This window comes from Nocardia sp. NPDC050793 (genome assembly GCF_040654065.1).
Classification (GTDB): Bacteria; Actinomycetota; Actinomycetes; order Mycobacteriales; family Mycobacteriaceae; genus Nocardia.
This window is the reverse complement of sequence record NZ_JBFAHG010000002.1, coordinates 837,512-857,694: the sequence shown is the minus strand read 5'-3', so window position 1 is coordinate 857,694 and position 20,183 is coordinate 837,512. Positions and strand designations below refer to the sequence as shown.

At 68.1% G+C, this 20,183-nt stretch carries 16 protein-coding genes; 11 read left to right on the top strand and 5 right to left on the bottom strand.

Annotated features, from left to right (window positions below; translation table 11 throughout):
- Nucleotides 1–121: 121 nt before the first annotated feature.
- Nucleotides 122–895, bottom strand: a complete 774-nt coding sequence (locus tag AB0H50_RS09385) for a MerR family transcriptional regulator (protein WP_357448901.1) — start codon at nt 893–895, stop codon at nt 122–124.
- Nucleotides 896–974: 79 nt separating this feature from the next.
- Nucleotides 975–2,063 carry an EamA family transporter gene (locus AB0H50_RS09380; RefSeq protein ID WP_357448899.1) on the bottom strand — a complete coding sequence of 363 codons (1,089 nt, stop codon included), beginning with the start codon at nt 2,061–2,063 and terminating at the stop codon, nt 975–977.
- 107 nt (nt 2,064–2,170) lie between these two features.
- On the opposite strand from AB0H50_RS09380, the gene AB0H50_RS09375 reads away from it, so the two are divergent.
- Nucleotides 2,171–2,671, top strand: coding sequence for a MarR family transcriptional regulator (locus AB0H50_RS09375; protein WP_357448897.1), 501 nt, complete (start codon nt 2,171–2,173; stop codon nt 2,669–2,671).
- Nucleotides 2,672–2,971: 300 nt separating this feature from the next.
- Here the strand turns inward: AB0H50_RS09375 and AB0H50_RS09370 are convergent, their stop codons facing one another.
- Nucleotides 2,972–4,525: a SpoIID/LytB domain-containing protein gene (locus AB0H50_RS09370; RefSeq protein WP_357448895.1), complete on the bottom strand. Its 1,554-nt coding sequence runs from the start codon at nt 4,523–4,525 to the stop codon at nt 2,972–2,974.
- A gap of 333 nt (nt 4,526–4,858) precedes the next feature.
- Here AB0H50_RS09370 and AB0H50_RS09365 point away from each other — a divergent pair, with 333 nt between their 5' ends.
- Complete coding sequence (locus AB0H50_RS09365; RefSeq protein WP_357448893.1) at nt 4,859–7,165, top strand: N-acetylmuramoyl-L-alanine amidase; 2,307 nt, start codon at nt 4,859–4,861, stop codon at nt 7,163–7,165.
- Between the two features lie 7 nt (nt 7,166–7,172).
- Here the strand turns inward: AB0H50_RS09365 and AB0H50_RS09360 are convergent, their stop codons facing one another.
- Nucleotides 7,173–8,012 (bottom strand): HAD family hydrolase, encoded by an 840-nt coding sequence (locus AB0H50_RS09360; RefSeq protein WP_357448891.1) that lies wholly within the window; start codon nt 8,010–8,012, stop codon nt 7,173–7,175.
- Nucleotides 8,013–8,163: 151 nt separating this feature from the next.
- Between AB0H50_RS09360 and AB0H50_RS09355 the strand changes: the two genes are divergently transcribed.
- The 7 genes from AB0H50_RS09355 to AB0H50_RS09325 all read left to right on the top strand — a co-directional run bounded on the left by AB0H50_RS09355 (nt 8,164) and on the right by AB0H50_RS09325 (nt 17,719).
- A complete protein-coding gene (locus tag AB0H50_RS09355; protein WP_357448889.1) occupies nt 8,164–9,141 on the top strand; it encodes an ABC transporter permease in 978 nt (325 codons plus the stop codon).
- 40 nt (nt 9,142–9,181) lie between these two features.
- The gene (locus AB0H50_RS09350; protein ID WP_357448887.1) at nt 9,182–10,111 is read left to right on the top strand and encodes an ABC transporter permease; all 930 of its coding nucleotides are present in this window, start codon (nt 9,182–9,184) and stop codon (nt 10,109–10,111) included.
- Nucleotides 10,108–11,955, top strand: coding sequence for an ABC transporter ATP-binding protein (locus AB0H50_RS09345; RefSeq protein ID WP_357448885.1), 1,848 nt, complete (start codon nt 10,108–10,110; stop codon nt 11,953–11,955). The genes AB0H50_RS09350 and AB0H50_RS09345 overlap by 4 nt, the downstream gene beginning before the upstream one ends.
- A gap of 13 nt (nt 11,956–11,968) precedes the next feature.
- On the top strand, nt 11,969–13,648 hold the full coding sequence (locus AB0H50_RS09340; RefSeq protein WP_357448883.1) for an ABC transporter family substrate-binding protein: 1,680 nt from the start codon (nt 11,969–11,971) through the stop codon (nt 13,646–13,648).
- Nucleotides 13,645–15,327 carry an ABC transporter family substrate-binding protein gene (locus AB0H50_RS09335; protein WP_357448881.1) on the top strand — a complete coding sequence of 561 codons (1,683 nt, stop codon included), beginning with the start codon at nt 13,645–13,647 and terminating at the stop codon, nt 15,325–15,327. The genes AB0H50_RS09340 and AB0H50_RS09335 overlap by 4 nt, the downstream gene beginning before the upstream one ends.
- Before the next feature lie 68 nt (nt 15,328–15,395).
- Nucleotides 15,396–17,066, top strand: coding sequence for an ABC transporter family substrate-binding protein (locus tag AB0H50_RS09330; RefSeq protein ID WP_357448879.1), 1,671 nt, complete (start codon nt 15,396–15,398; stop codon nt 17,064–17,066).
- Nucleotides 17,063–17,719: a hypothetical protein gene (locus AB0H50_RS09325; RefSeq protein ID WP_357448877.1), complete on the top strand. Its 657-nt coding sequence runs from the start codon at nt 17,063–17,065 to the stop codon at nt 17,717–17,719. Before AB0H50_RS09330 ends, AB0H50_RS09325 begins: the two co-directional genes overlap by 4 nt.
- 112 nt (nt 17,720–17,831) lie before the next feature.
- Here the strand turns inward: AB0H50_RS09325 and AB0H50_RS09320 are convergent, their stop codons facing one another.
- Complete coding sequence (locus AB0H50_RS09320; protein WP_357448875.1) at nt 17,832–18,227, bottom strand: NUDIX hydrolase; 396 nt, start codon at nt 18,225–18,227, stop codon at nt 17,832–17,834.
- A 133-nt stretch (nt 18,228–18,360) separates the two neighbouring features.
- Here AB0H50_RS09320 and AB0H50_RS09315 point away from each other — a divergent pair, with 133 nt between their 5' ends.
- Together AB0H50_RS09315 and AB0H50_RS09310 are read left to right on the top strand one after the other, a co-directional pair.
- The gene (locus AB0H50_RS09315) at nt 18,361–19,101 is read left to right on the top strand and encodes a GntR family transcriptional regulator (RefSeq protein ID WP_357448873.1); all 741 of its coding nucleotides are present in this window, start codon (nt 18,361–18,363) and stop codon (nt 19,099–19,101) included.
- A gap of 25 nt (nt 19,102–19,126) precedes the next feature.
- Entirely contained in the window at nt 19,127–19,789 is a 663-nt protein-coding gene (locus tag AB0H50_RS09310) for a sterol desaturase family protein (protein WP_357448871.1), read from the top strand.
- Nucleotides 19,790–20,183: the final 394 nt, after the last annotated feature.

Here is a 20,183-nt window from a genome sequence, read left to right as displayed (position 1 = left end):
GCAAAGGCGCCCGCACGCGAATCCGCGTGCGGGCGCTGGATTTTCACCTGGTCGGTGAACGCCGCCGGACAGAGCTCGTCGGTGAGCTCGCGCCCGGCAGGGAGGGGAGCCGAAGGTACGCCTACCGCAGGTTGGCCTCGGCGTAGACCTTCATCGCGTCGCGCACGAACGCGGCGGTACCCGCGCCATGCGCGTCGTAGTTGGCGGTGAATCGCGGGTCGGCGACATACATCTCGCCGAGTCCGATGAAGGCGTCGGCCGTCACCGGCTTGCCGCCCCAGCTGTCGCCCAACCAGGCGCGGTGCCGGGCTGTGATGGCCTGGACCTCATCGCTGTCCGCCGGGAGCCCGGCGGCATGCGCGCGAGCGAAATCGGCGGCGATGTCCAGCTGGGTCTGCTGGAAATCCTTCTTCTGCTGGTCGGTGAGCGACCGCCACCAGCGATCACCGCTTTCGTAGGCCTCCTTGCCCCAGCGCTCGATGACCTCGTCCTTGTACTGCGTGTGGTCGAACCCGTCGAAAACCTCTGCTGCCACGAGTTTTTCACCTCTTTCCGTCTTCTGCAGCGTGGTGTGCACCGATTCGATCTGGCGTCGGATCCGATCCTGTTCCTGCCGAAGCAGATCCAGGTGCGTACGCAGTGCGGCGGCGGCGTCCTGTTCGCCCGCGAGCACTTCGGCGATGACCGGGAGGCCGAGGCCGAGTTCACGAAGCAGCAGGATGCGTTGCAGCCGCACGAGGGAGTCCTGGTCGTAGTAGCGGTACCCGTTGGCGCCGATCCGGCTGGGCGGCAACAGCCCGAGCTGCCCGTAGTGGCGCAGCGTGCGGCTGGTGGTACCGGCCGCCTTCGCCAGATCCTGGATGGACCACTCGCCGGTCCGGGTGCCCGCGGTCACGACCGGGCGCTCCTTCCTTCTCTCGTCGGTGAAACCAGTCTGCAAGTTGACGTTACGTTAAGGTCAACCCACTTTTGCGCTAGTTCTTCGCCCTCGTCTCCACCAGCATGCGCGCCGCGCCCGCCGTACGCCCGCCATTTTCGAGCGCGGCAACCTCGCCGACCTTCTCGGCCCCACCAACCCGCTCGGCCCCGCCGACCACCACAGCCTCCTCGCCCGCTTCGGCCGCGTCGACCTTCTCGACCCCACCAACCCGCTCGGCCCCGCCGACCGCGACGGCCCCGCCGACCTTCGGCCGCACGGTGGTCTGCCCCAGCAACGTGCCGCCGAGCGCGATCCCCATGCCGAGCACCTGCAACGGAGTCAGGGCCTGGCCCAACGCGACCCAGCCGATGACCGCCGCCGAGACCGGGCTGAGCAGTCCGAGGAACGCGACCGAGGTGGCGGGCACCTTCGCGATGCCGCGGAACCACAGCCAGTAGGCCAGCGCGGTGCCGATCACGCCGAGGTAGAGGTAGCCGCCGACGGCCTGGGCGTCCAGCGCGGGCGGTGCGCCTTCGATCAGCGCGGCGAGCGGGAGGATGAGCAGGCCGCCCGCGGTGAGCTGCCAGCCCGTCATGGCCAGCGGGCCGACGCCGTCGGGTCGGCCCCATTTCTTGGTCAGCACCGTGCCGAGCGCCATCGATCCCGCACCCGCCAGTCCGGCGAACACACCGACGGTGTCGAGCTGAGCGGTGGCCCGCAGCACCACGAGCGAAACGCCGAACACACCGATCACTCCGGCGAGAACCTTACGGCCGGTGGGCCTTTCGTTCAGCACTCCGGCGGCGAAGAGCAGCGCGAACATCGGCGCGACCGCGCCGAGCACGCCCGCGACGCCGCCGGGCAGCCGGTAGGCGGCGAGGAACAGCAGCGGGAAGAACGCGCCGATGTTGAGCACACCGAGCGCCGCGGCGCGGCCGACCCACAGACCCTTCGGCAGCGTGCGGGTGAGCGCGAGCAGCACGAGCCCGGCGGGCAGCGCGCGCATCAGCGCGGTGAACAGCGGCCGGTCCGGCGGCAGGAACTCGGTGGTGACGGCGTAGGTGGACCCCCAGACGATCGGCGTGAGGGCGGTGAGCGCGAGGGTGCCCGCGTAGGGGTTCCGTGCCGCGGTGGTGATGGACATGTCGGTCGCTCCTCATTGATAATCTCAACGTTGAAATATCTACTCCGGGCGATGCCTCATCGTCAAGTAGATGAATGTTGAGATTCTTAGAACAGAGAGGAGTTGCGATGGGAGACGCCGTCGACCTGATCACGGAGCACTGGGGCCGCGAGCGCCCCGACGTCGACGTCTCGCCGATGCACATCATCGGCAGGATCACCCGTTTGTCCCGGTTACTCGAGCAGGATCTCAAGCGCTTCTTCGCCGGACACGGCCTGGAGTTCTGGGAGTTCGACGTGCTCGCGACCCTGCGCCGCTCCGGCGGCGCGGAAGGACTCACCGCGGGCGCGCTGAACCGGGCCGCGATGGTCACCTCCGGCGCCATTACCAACCGCATCGACCGATTGGCCGCCAAAGGCCTGGTCGAACGGGTGCCGTCCGCCGAGGACCGACGCTCCATCCGCGTCCGCCTCACCGCCGAGGGCAGAAAACTCGTCGACGAGCTACTGCCGCTGCACATCGCCAACGAACAGCGCCTGCTCGAAGCCCTCGGCGCTCAGGACCGCGAAGAACTGACCGCCTTGCTTCGTCGGCTGGCCGAGTCGCTGGGCGATACCGAACTGGACTGACCCCCTAGCCGGAACCCACCGCGCCACACCGGAGTACGCCCGCACTGGGCCGACCCAGCGCAAACCGGCCGCCGGGCGCGCACGCCGCCGTGGCCTGCCGTCGGAACCTGCCCAGGCGTCCGACGCCCGACCCTCGATCCTCGATCCTCGACGCTCGACGCTCGACGCTCGACGCTCGACGCTCGACGCTCGACGCTCGACGCTCGACGCTCGACGCTCGACGCTCGACGCTCGACGCTCGGGAGAATGTCTCATCCGGCAGCCCGGTGGAGGCCGAAACACCTTGCTGCGCTTCGCCGATCAGCGGTGCCCGAACACCTCCTCGAGCGACGGTACGGCGAGCTCCGGGGTCGGCGCCTGCCCATTCGGTACGCCCGGCTGCGCAGGTGCGCCGGCCACGCCACCACTTCCGGGCGCGGTGCCCACCGACGGCGCGGCACCGGGCCGCACGCCGTCACTCGCCGACGCCTCCGCGCCGGGCGCCGCACGGCCACCGGGCAGCGCCTGCGCACCGGACGGCACATTCCCGGCCGCCGAGGGGTCGGCACCGGGCAGCCCACTCGAGGGCACCGCAGCCCCTGACGTCGGCGTAGACGCGGTGTCCGGCGTGGCCGCCCCACCGGGCTTCGCCGCGGAACCCATCGGCACACCCCCCTCGATGACCGGCTCGGGCACGAGCTGCAACAGCGTCGTGAAGTCGACCACCTGCGCACCGAGGGTCGGTGTCACGATGATGACGCCGTTGCTGAACAACCGGTAGCTGCCCGCCCGCTGCGGCAGCAGCATCTCGGGTCCGAGCGGGGCGCCCAGCGAGCTCGCCTCGCCGCCGAGGCGCTGATATTCGAGCTCGATCGGCGAGTGCGTCGTCGCGGCCCGGGTGCGCGGATCCGGCCGCGGGTCCGTCGGCGGACGACCCACGGCGAGTTCGGCAGGCGTGGGGCCCACCTCGAAGGCGTAGATGCCGGCGGGTTCGCCGCCGTCCGGCCCGGCGGAGTACTCCGAGCGCAGAATGCGGCCGTCGCGCAGCAGCACGGTGCCCGCGGTGGACGCGATGACCGCGGCGGTGTGCGGATCTTCCTTCGCCGTACCGGGATACATCTGACAGTCGGTGGTGTCGCAGGTCTGCGCGTACGGATACCTGCGATCGGCGAGCGCATAGGACCGGGCCGCGATCGCCTGCGCGCGCAGTGCCTCGCTCGCGCCCTTGTCGACCCAGTTCGCCTGGACTTCGGCCGGGACGACGCCGAGCAGGTAGTCCTCCACGTCCACCCGGTTGATCGTGCGCGGCTCACCGTTCTCGGTGGCGAGGCCGAGCGAGCCGCGGTAGGCGGTTCCGCCGCACAGGGTGAGATGTTCGGCCACCGGCCGGTTCGGGTTGGGGTCGAGGGGATAGATCCACGGATCGGAAGTGGCCGTCTGCCAAAGGACTTCGCCGTCGCATCCGACGGTGACGACGACGTTCGCGCCGCCGTCCGGCAGCGGCGTGAGGTGGGCGACGTGGCCCGGCGCCACTTCCCGGCCCGCCACCCGGAATCCGGCCTGCGCGTATGCGTCGAGGGTGGAGCCGTCCTGTTCCACGAGCCGGACGGCCAGGTTGGTCGGCGGGATGGTCGCGAGTGTCGCGCCCGGGTAGTAGTGCTCGAGTATGCGTTCGGCGCGCCAGCCCTGTTGGGCGCTGTCGAAGGCGCCGACCTGACTCATCCCCCGGCCGTGGCCGGGATCGGCGAGCGGCCTGATGGGCACGTCACCCGACCAGCTCCAGAGCGCGACGGCCGTGCCCGCGAGGACGGCTGCGCATCCGGTGACGAGCGCCTGCCGGACCGGTATCGAGGCGGGCCGAATTCTGTTCCGCACCCTGGAATGCCTTCTGTGTTGCACTTTTTCGATATCCCGTCGGCTCGGACCGTGCTGCTGCCTGCGTCGCATTCGTATCTCCCACGGTTTCCAGGACCGGATCAGTCGAATACCTGTCGGCATGTCGTTCCGTCCGGTCGCATTCCGAGAGCTACATTCGAGCAATCACTGATTCTAATCCTCAACAAAAGGTTTAGACCTGTGACAGATGTGAACTAGTGTGATCGTTGATGTATCAGGAAGCAACCCTGATCTCCGCACCTGATCACCAGTTCGATTCGATTGGAGATGCTCGTGCCGTACCGCAAACCGAAACGTTCTTACGTGCTCCCGATGGTGACCACGCTTGCGGTAGCGGCTCCGCTCGCGACACTCACACAGAGCGATTCGACCGACTACCGCCCGGCCAACGAGTCCGAGCTGGCCGCGGTGCCCGCGCGCCTGGCCGAAGTGATGCTCACGCAGGCACCCGAGATCACCCTCCCACTGCGGGAACTGACCGGTCTCGACCTTCCCGACCTGCGACTATCCGACTTACGGATGCTGCCGATCCCGTCTTCCATCCCGATACCCGATGGTCTGCCACTGCCGCCGGGCGTACAGCTGCCGAAGGAGATTCCGCTCCCCCGGTTCGCCCCCGGCCAGACCGCACCCGGCTTCACGGCGCCGACCACCAACCGCGAGATGCCCGGCCGATCCGCGCCCACCACTCCCGGCTCCGCGGCAGCGACCACCAACCCCGCGATGCCCGGCCAATCCGCGCAGGCCATCCCCGGTCAATCCGTTCCCGGCCCGGCCGCCGCACCCCCGGCACAGCCCCTACCAGCACAGACCGTCCAGGCACCTCCGAAACCCGGCCAGCCCGTACCCGCCCCCGCCACACCGAGCCCGGTGCCCAAGCCTGCGGCTCGCTTCATCTCCGACCCGGCCGCCCTGCCGGAGGGAACCACTCCCGACACGCCCGCACTGGCCCCCGGCGCACTCCCGTCCGAGCTGCTCGACCAGGTAGGCGCGCAGGTCAAGGAGCTGTCGCGGGAGACGCCTTTCAGCGTCGTCGCCCTCACCGCGCGCGATCTCGCGGACACGCGCGCCATGGTGCGGGCCCGGCAGCCCAACGGCACCTGGGGCCCTTGGTACGAGTCGGAACCCCTCGACACTCGGCGTGACGACCACACACCGGCCGAGGGCACCGCCGGCACCGAGCCGATCTACGTCGGGAACACCAACTCGGTTCAGATTCTGGTCACCCGCAAATCCGCTGCTACGGAACCGCAAACTCCCGGTACCGCATCCGGTCCGCTGCACCCCGTGCCCGCCGCCGCACCGCACAGCGGCGATCCGGCTCAGTTCACGCCACCGTCGCTCACCGCGGTCCTGATCGATCCCGGCCGCGCCGCGATCGACGGCGCGCTCAACGACGTCGCAGGCGCGCTGCCCGGCGGCGGACCTAACGTGATCACCCGATCGCAGTGGGGCGCGGACGAATCCATCCGCTGCGACGAACCCACCTACGACGACAGCCTCGGCGGCGTCACCGTGCACCACACCGCTGGCCGTAACGACTACAGCAAGGCCGAATCGGCGGGCATCGTCCGCGCGATCTACACCTATCACGCCCAAACCCTCGGCTGGTGCGACATCGGCTACCACGCCCTCGTCGACAAGTACGGCCAGATCTTCGAGGGGCGCTACGGCGGGCTGGACCGCCCGGTGCAGGGCGCGCACGCGGGCGGGTTCAACGAGAACACCGCGGGCGTGGCCCTCATGGGCAATCACGAGTCCGAGGCGCCATCGGACCAGGCGGTGAACGCCGTCGGCAAGTTCGTCGGCTGGCGGACCAGGCTCGCGGGCCTGGATCCCAAGGGCCGCACCACGATGTACTCCGAGGGCACCGAATACACCCCGTACGCCCAGGGCGAGGCCGTTGACCTGCCGATCGTGTTCGCGCACCGCGACGTCGGCCACACCACCTGCCCCGGCGACGCCGCCTACGAGCTGATGGACCGGATTCGCGAGATCGCCGCCGGCGCGCCGGGCGGCTCTGCGCCGCAGCAGAATCCGCAACGCCCGCTGCTGCCGGAGCGCACCGAGTCCGATCTGGCGACGCTCGCCGCGCTGACGGCACGGCTGATGAGCCTGGTGGACCAGAACATCATCGCCAAGCACTATTCGGCCAAGGGCGGTCCGGACGGCCCGCTGGGTCAGGCGATGTCCGAGCCGATGCCCGCCGCGCAGGGTCAGCAGTACGCCAAGTTCGCCAACGGCTACGTCTACACCGCGCCCGACGGCCGTGTCATCGAGGTGATAGGCGTGATCCTGGAGCGCTTCCTCCAGCTCGGCGCCGACATGGGCATTCTCGGCCTGCCGCTCACCGACGCCTACCCGGTGCCGGACGGCCTCAGGTCGGACTTCCAGTACGGCTCGCTGATCCTCAACCAGCTCACCGGGATCGTCACGACGGTCTGGAAGACCTACAACGAGACCTACCAGCAGGAGATGCGCCGCAACCAGGTCGCCGCGCCGGTACCGCCCGCTCCGGATCCCGTACCGGCGGCGGCCCCGGCCGTTCCCACCGAGCCGGTGGCTCCGGAGGGGACACCGGCGGACGACGTCGCTCCGGATCCCGCGCCGGTCAGCTGAAAGTCGTTCAGTCCCACCAGCGTTCGAGCACCTGAGCGACACCGTCCTGGACGTTGGTCGCGGTCACCTCGTCGGCCGCGGCCAACGCCTCCGGGTGCGCGTTGGCCATGGCGACGCCGTGTCCGGCCATCTCGAGCATCGGGACGTCGTTGGGCATGTCGCCGAAGGCGATGATCGCCGAGTGCTGCACCCCGAGCCGCTGCGCGACGGTGGCCAGGCCGGACGCCTTGGTGACACCGGGCGCCGACAGTTCGATCAGGCCGTGGTCGGTGGAGTAGGTGATGTCGGCGCGATCGCCGATGAGCGGCGCGAGCACCGCGCGCATGTCGCCGCTGAGCACACCGGGCAGCCGGATGAGCATCTTGATCGCGGGCGCATCGATCACCTCGTGCCTGGCGACGGCGGTGTCGTCCGGGTTCAGCCAGGCGTGCTCGTACTCGGGCGAGCTGACGAACTGCGGCGTCACGGCGTCGTGGGCGCTGGCGCCGACACGTTCGGCGGCCAGACCGCAGCCGGGCAGCGCGCGTTCGGCCAGATCGGCGATCCAGCTCAGCGTCTCCACGTCGAGCGTCCGGCTCGCGAGCACCTTGTCCGCGGCGCTGTCGTAGATCACCGCCCCGTTGCCGCAGACGCACAGCGGCGCGAAGCCGAGGCCGTCGACCACGGGTTCGATCCAGCGCGGCGGCCTGCCGGTGGCCAGCACGAACGGCACCCCGTCGGCGATCAGCGCGGCGACCGCGGCCTTGGTGCGGGCGGTCACTCGTTCGTCGTGATCGATCAGGGTGCCGTCCACATCGGTGGCCACCATCTTCGGTTTGGGCAGGTGCAGGCGTGTCACCTCTTCCATCCTGCCGGAAAACCGTCTCGGGGCGGTCGCGACCGAGTGGTTGGCCGGACATGCCGAATTGATCTGCGGCACGCGCGTCTGCGGCGTCGTCCTTATGATCAGGGCCTAACACTCGAACGCCGGCCCGGCCGGCCGGAGAACCAGAGGACTGATGACCGGCTTCCTGCTACGACGCGCGCTCAATTATGTCGTGCTGTTGCTGCTGGCTTCGTTCCTGACGTTCAGCCTCGCGTCGCTGACATTTCGGCCGCTGGACAGTCTCGAACAGCGCAACCCCCGCCCGCCGCAGTCGGTGATCGACGCCAAGGCCGAGGAATTACATCTCGACGATCCGATTCCGGAGCGCTATATCACCTGGCTGAAGGGCATCCCCAGCGGCGATTTCGGCACCACCCTCGCGGGGCAGCCGGTGAGCGAGGAATTGCCGCGCCGGGTCGCGGTGAGCCTGCGGCTGTTGATCGTCGGTTCGATCGTCGGCACGGTGCTCGGTGTGCTGATCGGCGCGGCAGGCGCGATTCGGCAATACAAATTCAGCGATTACTTCACGACCGTCGTCTCGCTGTTGATTCTCAGCACCCCGATATTCCTGCTGGCCACGCTGCTGAAATACGGGGCGCTGGAGATCAATTCGGCGACCGGATCGCAGATATTCCTCTACACCGGCGAGACGTCGGCAAGCGCGATCGAGGGCTTCTGGCCGCAGCTGGTCGACCGGCTCCAGCACCTGGTGCTGCCCACCGCGGCGCTGGCGCTCGGCGGCATGGCGGGCTACAGCCGCTACCAGCGCAACGCGATGCTCGACGTGCTGCAGAGCGATTTCATCCGCACCGCCCGCGCCAAGGGCCTGACCAGGAACAAGGCCCTCTACAAGCACGGACTGCGCACCGCGCTGATCCCGATGGCCACGCTGTTCGCCTACAGCCTCGGCGGCCTGATCACCGGCGCAACCTTCACCGAGAAGATCTTCGGCTGGCACGGCGTCGGCGAGTGGCTGGTCGATTCGATCAACGCCCAGGACCTGTACGTGGTGGTGACGGTGACGGCGTTCGCCGGTCTGGTCGTGCTGGTGTCGGGCCTGCTCTCCGACATCGTCTACGCGATTCTCGACCCTAGGGTGCGTGTGGGATGAGCCTGCGTGACCACGGGGTTCTCATCAGGGGGAGAACGGCATGACCGAAGCCGAGATCATCGTCCAAGGCGCGCCCGAGGTCGCCGCGGCCGGGCGGCGCAAACTGGTGCTGCGGCGTTTCCTGCGCAACAAGCCCGCGGTCGTCGGGGCCGTGGTGCTGGTGCTGCTGTTCGTCGCGAGTTTCGCGCTGCCGCCCTTCCTGCCCTACGACTACCAGGAGATGGACTACACCGCGCTGCTGAAACCGCCGAGCGCCGAACATCCCTTCGGCACCACCCAGATCGGCCAGGACGTGCTCGCGCAGACCCTGCGCGGATTGCAGAAATCGCTGGTCATCGGCCTGTGCGTGGCGCTGATCTCGACCACCATCGCGGCAACCACGGGCGCGCTCGCCGGACTGCTCGGCGGCTGGACCGACCGGGCCATCATGTGGTTCGTCGACCTGCTGCTCGTGGTGCCCAGCTTCATCATCATCGCGCTCTTCGCGCCGCGCACGAAAGGCAGCGGTTCGATCGCGCTGCTCATCGTGCTGCTCGCGGTATTCGGCTGGATGATCAGCGCGCGCATCGTGCGCGGTTTGACGCTGAGCCTGCGTGATCGCGAATTCGTCAGGGCGGCACGGTACATGGGCGCGCCGACGCACACCGTCATCGTCAGCCACATCGTGCCCAACATCGCGTCGATCCTGATCATCGACACCACGCTCACCGTCGGCGCGGCGATCATGGCCGAAACCGGCCTGAGCTTCCTCGGTTTCGGCGTGCAGCCGCCGGACGTCTCGCTCGGCTCGCTGATCGCGGCGGGCACCAAATCCGCGCTGACCTATCCGTGGCTGTTCCTGTTCTCCGGCGGCCTGCTGATCGTCACCGTGCTGTGCGCGAACCTGGTCGGCGACGGCTTGCGCGACGCGTTCGACCCGAGCGCCAAGCGGGCTCGGTCGCGCAAGAAGGCAAAGAAGGCTGAGGCATGACCGCCAATTCCACCGCGCCCCTCTTGGAGGTCTCCGATCTGCGGGTCTCCTTCCCCAGCGAGGAGGGTCGCATCGACGCGGTGCGCGGGGTGACCTACAGCGTCGCCGACGGCGAGGTGCTCGCCATCGTCGGCGAATCGGGTTCGGGCAAGTCGGTGTCGTCGCTGGCGGTGATGGGTCTGCTGCCCGAGCAGGCGCGGGTCAACGGGTCCATCCGGCTGCGCGGGCGCGAACTGCTCGGCCTGGCCGATCGGGAGATGTCGCGGTTGCGCGGAAGCTCGATCAGCATGGTGTTCCAGGACCCGCTCTCCGCGCTCACCCCGGTGTACCAGGTGGGCGATCAGATCGCCGAGGCGCTGCTCGCGCACGGTGCGCACAGCAGGAAAGAAGCCGCCGAGAAGGCGGTCGAGCTGCTGGAACTGGTCGGCATCGACGACGCGAGGACGCGCGCCAAGGCCTTCCCGCACGAGTTCTCCGGCGGCATGCGCCAGCGCGTGGTGATCGCGATGGCGATCGCCAACGATCCGGCGCTGATCATCTGCGACGAGCCGACCACCGCGCTGGACGTCACCGTGCAGAAGCAGATCCTGAATCTGCTGCGCAAGGCGCGCGACATCACCGGCGCCGGCGTCATCATGATCACCCACGACATGGGCATCGCCGCGACGCTGGCCGACCGGGTCGCGGTGATGTACGCGGGTCGCATCGTCGAAACCGCCACGGCGAGCGAGCTGTTCAACGCGCCGCGGATGCCGTACACGGTCGGGTTGCTCGGCTCGATCCCGCGCATGGACGGGCCGGCGCGCAGGCCGCTCATCCCGATCGTCGGCGCACCGCCCGCCATGCACGCGCTGCCGCCCGGCTGCTCGTTCGCGCCACGCTGCCCGATCTCGATCGACGAATGCCGCGCCGCCGAACCACCGCTGGAGCTGACCGAACCCGGCCACGCCGCCGCCTGCATCCGCACCGCGGAGGTCGGCACGGACGGGCTGTTCGAGGCGTACCGCTCCGAGATCGAGGAGCCGGAGACCGAGTCCGAGACCGACAAGGGCGTGGTGCTTCGGGTCACCGACCTGGTCAAGACCTTCCCGATCACCTCGGGCGTGGTGTTCCAGCGCCGCAAGGGCGAGGTGCGCGCGGTCGACGGCATCAGCTTCGAGGTACTCGCCGGACGAACGCTGGCGCTGGTCGGCGAGTCGGGGTCGGGAAAATCCACCACGCTCACCCAGATTCTCGACCTGGCGCAGCCGCAGTCGGGCACCATCGAGATCATGGGCCGCGACGTGTCCACCATGACCAAGGCCGAGCGACGCGAGATCCGGCGCACGATGCAGATCGTCTTCCAGGATCCGACCGCATCGCTCGACCCGCGCCTGCCGATCTTCGACGCGCTGGCCCAACCGCTGCGCATCGACGGCCGCTCGCGCGCCGAGATCGCCCGCCGGGTGCCGGAACTGCTCGAGCAGGTCGGTCTGCGTCCCGAGCACGCCGACCGCTACCCCGCCGATTTCTCCGGCGGACAGAAACAGCGCATCAGCATCGCGCGCGCCCTCGCGCTCGACCCCGAGCTGCTCGTGCTCGACGAGCCGGTGTCCTCGCTGGACGTCTCCATCCAGGCCGGCGTGCTGAACTTGCTGCGTGATCTGCAGACCGAGCGCGGCTTGTCGTATCTGTTCGTCTCGCACGATCTGTCGGTGGTGCGCAACCTGGCCCATCACATCGCGGTGATGTACCGCGGCAAGATCGTCGAATCCGGTCCGGCCGAGCAGATTTTCGCCAGCCCCGCGCACGAGTACACCCGCAGGCTGATCGACGCGGTGCCCATGCCTGTGGTCGGCCGATAGTCAGGAGGGCAGCATGCGGATCCGTTCGAAGGGAATGCGCTGGGTCGCGGGCGCGGTGGCGGTCGGGCTGATCGCCGCCGGGTGCGGCACGGCCGACGACGGTTCGGCCGCTGGCCTGTCCGACGCGCTGGGCACCACCAGCGACATCAATCCCAAACCCCGCGAAGAGGTCCGCGAAGGCGGCAACCTCCGGCTGGCGACCACCTCGTACCCGGCGAACTGGAACACCCTGTCCAACGACGGGAACGAGGCCGAGATCGCCGACATCGAGCGCCCGATGATGCCGCGCGCGTTCGACACCGACGCCGCCGGCGAATTGTCGATCAATCACGACTATTTCACCGATGTCGCGCTGACCGGCACCGATCCGCAGCAGGTCACCTACACCATCAACCCGAAGGCCGTCTGGTCCGACGGCACACCGATTACCTGGGAGGACTTCCGTTCCCAGGCGAACGCGCTGAGCGGCAGGGACAAGCGCTACCTGATCGCCATCACCAGCGGCTTCGAGTTCGTGGAGAAGGTCGAGCGCGGCGTCGACGACCGCCAGGCCGTCCTCACGTTCCACCACCCCTACGCGGAATGGCGCGGCCAGTTCGCGGGCAACTCCGCGCTGTTCCCGAAATCGGTGACGCAGGACCCGGATGCGTTCAACCACAGCCTGGCCGACGCGATGGGCCCGTCGGCCGGGCCGTTCCAGGTGCAGTCCACCGACCGCGGTCAGGGCCGGATCGTGCTGGGCCGCAATCCGAACTGGTGGGGCGAGCGCCCCAAGCTGGACACCATCACCTACTCGGTGCTCGATCGCAGCGCCTGGGTCGCCGCGCTGCAGAACAACGAGATCGACGCGGTCCTGCTCAGTTCGATCGATGACGTGAAGAACGTGCGCGGCACCGGCGGCCTCCAGGTCCGCAGGGCACCGGGCAATCGGTGGCGGCACATCACCTTCAACGGCGCGCCCGGCTCGATCCTCGCCGATTCCGCGGTGCGCGTTGCCATTTCGAAGGCGATCGATCGCCAGGGCATCGCCACCGCCATCCAGAACGGTCTGGTGGAGAACCCGAAGCCGCTGAACAACCACGTCTACCTGCAGGGTCAGCGCGGCTATCAGGACAACAGCCTGCCCTACGATCCCGCCGCGGCGGCCCGCGAACTGGACGCGCTCGGCTGGAAGCTCAACGGCGACGTCCGCGAGAAGGACGGGCGCAAGCTGATCATCCGCGACGTGATGTACAACGACGCGCTGTGGGTGCAGATCGCGCAGATCATCCAGCAGAATCTGGCGCAGATCGGCGTCGGCCTCGTCATCGACACCAAACCGGGCGCGGGCTACTTCACCGACGTGATCCAGCCGGGCGATTTCGACGCCGCCCAGTTCGTTTTCCAGGGTGACGCGTTCCCGCTCAGCAGCATTCGGCAGATCTACTACTACGATCCCAACGACCTGCAGGGCAACTTCGGCCGCATCGGCTCGCCGGAACTGAACGCGCTCATCGAGCGCACCCTGCGCGAGCTGGATCCCGCGAAGGCCATCGAGCTGGCCAACGAGGTGGACCGCAAAGTGTTCGAAGAGGGGCACTCGCTGCCGCTCACCCAGTCGGACGGCAGCTGGGGCGTACGCGCCGAGGTGGCCAACTTCGGTTCTCCCGGCCTGGCGTCCTACGACTACACCGAGATCGGATTCGTGAAATGACCGCAGCACTCTCTTCTCGTCGTCGGCTCGGCCTCGGGGTCGCCGCGCCGGCGCTGGTCGTCGCGCTGCTGCTGGCGGGCTGCGGCGCGGACGCCGACGTGCAGTCCGGCTCGAGTTCGATCGGCACCAGCAACGACATCAATCCCCGCGATCCCGGCGAGTTGCGCGACGGCGGCAATCTGCGTCTCGCGCTGACCGGCTTCCCCGAGACGTTCAACTCCTCGCACGTGGACGCCTCGGGCGATGTCGGGGAGGTCGTCGGCTGGACGCTGCCTGGCACGGTGAATTCCGACGCGGCGGGTGAACTCACGACCGACGCCAACTACTTCACCGACATCGAGCTGACCAGCACCGATCCACAGCAGATCACTTACACCATCAACCCGAAGGCCGTCTGGTCCGACGGCAGCCCGATCACCTGGGAAGACCTGCGCTCCCAGGCGAACGCGCTGAGCGGGCGGAACACGGCGTACCAGGTGCGCGCGACTCAGGGCTACAGCCGGGTCGAGAAGGTCGAGCGCGGCGTCGACGACCGGCAGGCGATCGTCACCTTCGGACAGCACTACGCCGAATGGCAGGGGCTGTTCAACCCGCTCTACCCGAAGGCGTCCACCGAATCGCCCGAGTCCTTCGAGAACTGGGCGCGCAACAGCCTGCCGATCTCGGCGGGTCCGTTCCTCCTCGACTCGATCGACCGTGCCCAGCAGCGCATCGTGCTGAAGCGCAACCCGAAGTGGTGGGGCGACACCCCGAAGCTCGACACAGTCACCTTCAGCGTGCTCGACTACTCCGCCCGCATCTCGGCCCTGCAGAACAACGAGCTCGACTACGCGACCGTGTCCGGCATCGACGAGGTGAAGACCGCGACCAACTCGCCTGGCATCCAGGTGCGCCGCGCCGCCGCGCCGCGCTTCTCGCACTTCACCTTCAACGGCGCCCCTGGCTCGCTGCTGGCGGACCCGCAGCTGCGGATCGCCATCTCCAAGGCCATCGACCGGCAGGGCATCGCCACCGCGACGCAGAACGGCATCGTCGACAACCCCAAGCCGCTGAACAACCACGTCTACCTCAACGGCCAGAAGGGCTACCAGGACAACGCCGCCTCCATCGCCTACGACCCCGAGGGCGCCGCGCGGATGCTCGACGAACTGGGCTGGAAGCTCAACGGCGACGTGCGCGAGAAGGACGGCCGCAGGCTGGAGCTGCGCAATGTGATGTACCAGCAGGACACCTGGCTTCAGATCGCGCAGATCGCCCAGCAGAACCTGGCCGCCGTCGGCGTGCAGATGATCATCCAAACCTTCCCTGGCAACGGCCTTTTCACCGACGTGATCGATCCGGGCAACTTCGAGATCTGCCAGTTCACCTGGTCCGGCGGCATCTTCCCGCTCGGCGCGCTGCCGCAGATCTACGCCTACGACCCGAACAACCGGCTGAGCAACAAGGGCCGTATCGGCAGCCCCGAACTGAACGCGCTGATCGACGAGACGATCTCCGAGCTCGACCCGAACAAGGCCATCGAGCTGGCCAACCGCGCCGACAAGATGATCTTCGACATCGGCCACTCGGTGCCGATCGTGCAGTCGGCGGGCACCGTTGCGGTGCGCGAGAATCTGGCCAATTACGGCGCGTTCGGGCTGGCCTCCTTCGACGCAACTAAAGTCGGCTTCGTGAAGTGACGTGATACCGCCGCGACATGACGCGGTATCACCGATCAGGCGTCGACAGATGTGGAAGGACCAGCTGTATGCGGACACGATCCTTGACCATCCGATTGGCGGCGCCGCTCGCCGCGCTCGGCCTGATCCTGACCGGTTGTTCCGACAGCGGGAGCATCACGCCGGGCACCAGCACGATCGGCACCACCAACGACATCAATCCGGTGGACCCGAGCCAGTTGCGCGAGGGCGGGAATCTGCGGCTGGTGCTGAGCTCGTTCCCGGAGAACTTCAACATGCTCCACGTGGACGGCAATACCGAGAGCACAGGACTGGTGACGGGCCCGACCATGCCCGTGTCGTTCGTCAGCAATGCGGCGGGCGAGCTCTCGGTGGACCACAACTTCTTCACCGACGTGCAGCTCACCAACACCAGCCCGCAGCAGGTCACCTACACGATCAACCCGAAAGCCGTGTGGTCCGACGGCAGTTCGATCACCTGGGAGGATCTGCGCTCCCAGGCCAACGCGCTCAGCGGTAAGGACGACGCGTACCTGATCGCGGGGCTCAGCGGCTTCGATCGGGTGGAGAAGGTCGAGCGCGGCGCCGACGACCGGCAGGCGATCGTCACGTTCGCCCAGCCATACGGTGAATGGCGCGGCCAGTTCAGCCCGCTCTATCCGAAGTCGGTCACCGGGTCTCCCGAAGCGTTCAACACCGCCAACCGGGACGGTCTGACGCTGAGCGCGGGCCCGTTCGTGATCAGCAACATCGACCGCGCGCAGCAGCGCATCACCCTGAGCCGCAACCCGAAGTGGTGGGGCGAGACCCCGAAGCTGGACACCATCACCTTCAGCGTGCTCGACCACAGCGCCTGGCTGCCCGCGATCCAGAACAACGAGCTCGACATCGCCTACATGTCGGGCATCGAGAATGTGACGGCGGCGCGCAACGCGGCGAACGTGGTCATCCGGCGCGCGCCGGAGCCGGCCTGGTCGCACCTGACTTTCAACGGCGCGCCCGGCTCGCTGCTGGAGGACCCGCAGCTGCGAATCGCCATCTCGAAGGCCATCGACCGGCAGGGCATCGTGACCGCGTCGCAGAACGGCGTGGTGGACAACCCGAAACCGCTGGACAACCACATCTTCATGGCGGGCCAGAAGGGCTACCAGGACAACGCCGCGCCGATCTCCTATGACCCGGCCGAGGCGGCCAGGATGCTGGACCAGCTCGGCTGGAAGCTCAACGGCGACGTGCGCGAGAAGGACGGCCGCAGGCTGGAGATCCGCGACGTCATGTACCAGCAGGACGCCTGGGTGCAGACCGCACAGATCGTGCAGCAGAACCTGGCCGCCGTCGGCGTGAAGCTGACCATCCAGACCGTGCCGGGCACCGGCCTGTTCAAGGACGTGATCGATCCGGGCAACTTCGACATCGCCCAGTTCAGCTGGCAAGGCAGCGCGCTGCCGCTCGGCGCGTTGCAGCAGATCTACTACTACGACCCGAACAACCTGATGGGCAACAAGGCCCGCATCGGGTCGCCCGAGCTGAACGCCATGATCGACAAGACCATCGCGGAGCTGGACCCCGACAAGGCGATCGAACTGGCCAACCAGTGCGATCAGATGATCTTCGCCGAGGGCTATTCGATTCCGCTGAACCAGGCTTCGGGCACCTACGCGGTGCGCGACAACCTCGCCAACTACGGCGCGTTCGGCCTCGCGACGCCGGACTACACCAAAGTCGGCTTCCTGAAGTGAGTTTCGGAGGCCACCCGCTGGCCTATCCGATCGGCGTGACGCTCGGCGCCCTCGCGGTCTGCGCCGCGTGGGCGCCGTTCGCCACCGTCGATCAGTTGGCGGCGCTGGCGACGGTGGCACTGGCGATCCTGGGCTACACCGGGATTCGGCTGGCCATGGGCTTCGGCAGACTGCCGAACGGGTTACCGGATTCGCGGGCGGTGCGGGTCGCTCGGATTCGGCAACAGCACCGGCTCGTGAGCAGGTCCTGGCTGGAGGTGACCGGGCCCGGTGCTACGCCGCGGTGGTTACCGGTCTATTTCGACACCGCGCTGCTGACCATGACGGAGACCGAGGCTCGGAGCGGGCGCGTCATCCGCACCGCGGATCTGCGCCTGTACCCGTCGGGCCGCGCGCGCGACACCGAGCCGCCCGGCCGTCTCGTCGACAACCCGACCCGGCCGGACCCCGACGCACCCCTGGTGGCCTCGACCGCCACCCGCGTGACCCGCCGCCTGCTGTTCGACGCCCAGTCCGCTGTCGCGGCGCCCTTCGCCGCACTGCTCTGGATCTACATCGACGGCGGCGCCCTCCTCACCTTCACCGGCGCGCTCACCGTCGCCGCCGCCACCACCACCTGGCTCGCCGCCATCCGCGGCTCCGACCCGAGTTAACTCCACAGATGGTTCGGACGCCGTACGGAGTCGCCGCCGGTGTGGGGCATGTGGTCCGGACGCCCGACGGAGTCACCGCCTCTGTAGGGCGTGGGGTCCGTGCCAGCGAACTTCAGGTGAGCAGGCCGAGGGCGTCGGCGTGCGTCAAGGTCTGGCGGACGTGCCAGGGTAGCGGGACCCGGGTGGCCTCGGCGTAGGTCATCCATTCGAAATCGCCGCGCGCCTGGAGTTCGAGCTCGGGGCGGATCTCGTTCTCGAAGCAGCCGAACGTGATGGTGTGGACGTCGTCGTCGACGAAATGGGTCAGTTCGTCGGCGACGAGGACGTCGAGGCCGGTTTCCGCGGAGACCTCGCGGCGGACGGTCTGCGCCGAGGTCTCGTCGGGGGCGACCGCGCCGCCGGGGATTTCCCAGATATCGGGCTCGGTGGTGTTCGAAACTCGGTGCAGCAGTAGCACTCTGCCCGCACGGATCAGTAGTGCGTAAGCCCGCCTTCGCTGTTCGGCCATGGTCTCTCCCTCCCGGATTCCAGTCTGCCACGGGAGCGCCGTGGTCGCGGTCAGGCGCGCGCCGAGAAGTTGTCGTCCATTCAAATTGGTCTGACCACTTGACCAGCTGACCATTGGGGCGCACAGTAGACGCATGGCGTTGCAACCTGTTGTCAAAAGGTCGGTGTCGGCGGACGTGTTCGAGCAGATCGCCGCGGACGTGCTCAGCGGTGAACTCGCGCCCGGCTCGACGCTGCCGAGCGAACGTCAGCTGGCCGAGGCGCTCGGGGTCTCGCGGCCCGCGGTGCGCGAGGCGCTGCAACGCCTCGCCGCGGCGGGACTGGTCGCGGTGCGCCAGGGCGACGCCACCACGGTGCTCGACTATCGGCGCGGTGCCGGGCTCGAGGTACTGCCCCGATTGCTGGTCAAGGAGGGCATGCTCGAACCCGCCGTCGCGCGCAGCATTCTCGAGGTCCGCATGCACAACGGGCCGAAGGTGGCCGAATTGGCGGCCGCGCGGATGGGCGCGACGAAGGCGGGCACGGCGGGCGACCGAGACCAGGTCCGCGCCGATCTGGAGCGCAGCGTGGCGGCACTGACCGCCGAAACCGATCCGATCGCGCTGCAACGGCACGCGCTGGAGTTCTGGGATCACGTGGTCGACGCGGCCGACTCGATCGTGTTCCGCCTGATGTTCAACATGCTGCGCGCCGCCTACGAACCCGCGCTCGCGGCGCTCGCCCCGGTCATGTCCGCCGAGGTGGGCAATGCCGATGGCTACCGCGAACTGGCCGCCGCCATCGTGGCGGGACGGTCGAAGAAGGCCGCCGACAAGGCTCGGGCCCTGCTCGAACCGGCGACCACCACCCTGATCGAGGCCCTCGGCGGGCACTGATCACGCAACACCCGAGGTGACAACGATGTCCAAAACCCAACTGCGCCGAGGCCTGACGCTCGGCGACGCCTTCCGCGAATTCGTTCGCCATCCCTCGCCGTGGATGATCGGCACCGCGCTGGCGCTGGCGCTGATCGCGCGAATCCTGGTGGGCGACTGGCAGATCAGCGACGCGGTGCTGCCGCTGGCGATGCTCGCGGTGTTCCCCGCGTTCGAGTGGGTCGTGCACGTCATGGTGCTGCACTGGCGGCCCAAGCGCCTTGGCCCGATCTCCCTGGACAGCGAACTGGCCCGCAAACACCGCCAGCACCATGTCGATCCGCGCAACATCCCGCTGATCTTCATCCCGACCCGTTCGCTGGTGGTGGTCATCATCGCCCTGCTCGCGATCACCGCCCTGGCGTTTCCGCGACTCGGCCTGGGCCTGACGTTCCTGGTCACCATCACGGTGCTGGGCTTGGGCTACGAGTGGACGCACTACCTGATCCATACCGACTACAAGCCGAAAAGGGCGTTGTACAAGGCGGTTTGGCGTAACCACCGGCATCACCATTACAAGAACGAACACTTCTGGTTCACCGTGACCAGTTCGGGGACCGCGGATCGGATTTTTGGTACGTATCCGGATCCGGCTGAGGTGGCCACTTCGCCTACGGCTCGGAATTTGCATGGGGCGCAGGTCGGGTGATCAGGGCTCCGGGGCGAGGCGGCCTTTTATGGTCGGCTGGCCCCGGGTTTCCTTTGGTCGGCAAGTGTGATGTCGGCCAGCCGATCAGGTGTGCGCGTTGGGAGACGTTGTTTCGCAGGTGAACCTACTGACCACGCGCACCTACTCAGGTTCTCCCCGAACGGTGCTGGGCACGCCGGGTGCCGTACCCGGCTTACCTCCCGCTGTCGGGTGCTCGGTGTCTCGTTCCGGCGTGGTCGACCGGTTGTGGTTGCGTTCCCAGTGGGTTGACGGGGTGCGTCTCGGCCCGTCGGTGGTTGTTGCGTTGGCAGACGTTGTTCCGTAGGCGAGCCCGCTAGCCATACGCACCTATTCATCGTTTTCGCCGAACAGTGCTGGGCGCGTGGGGTGCCGT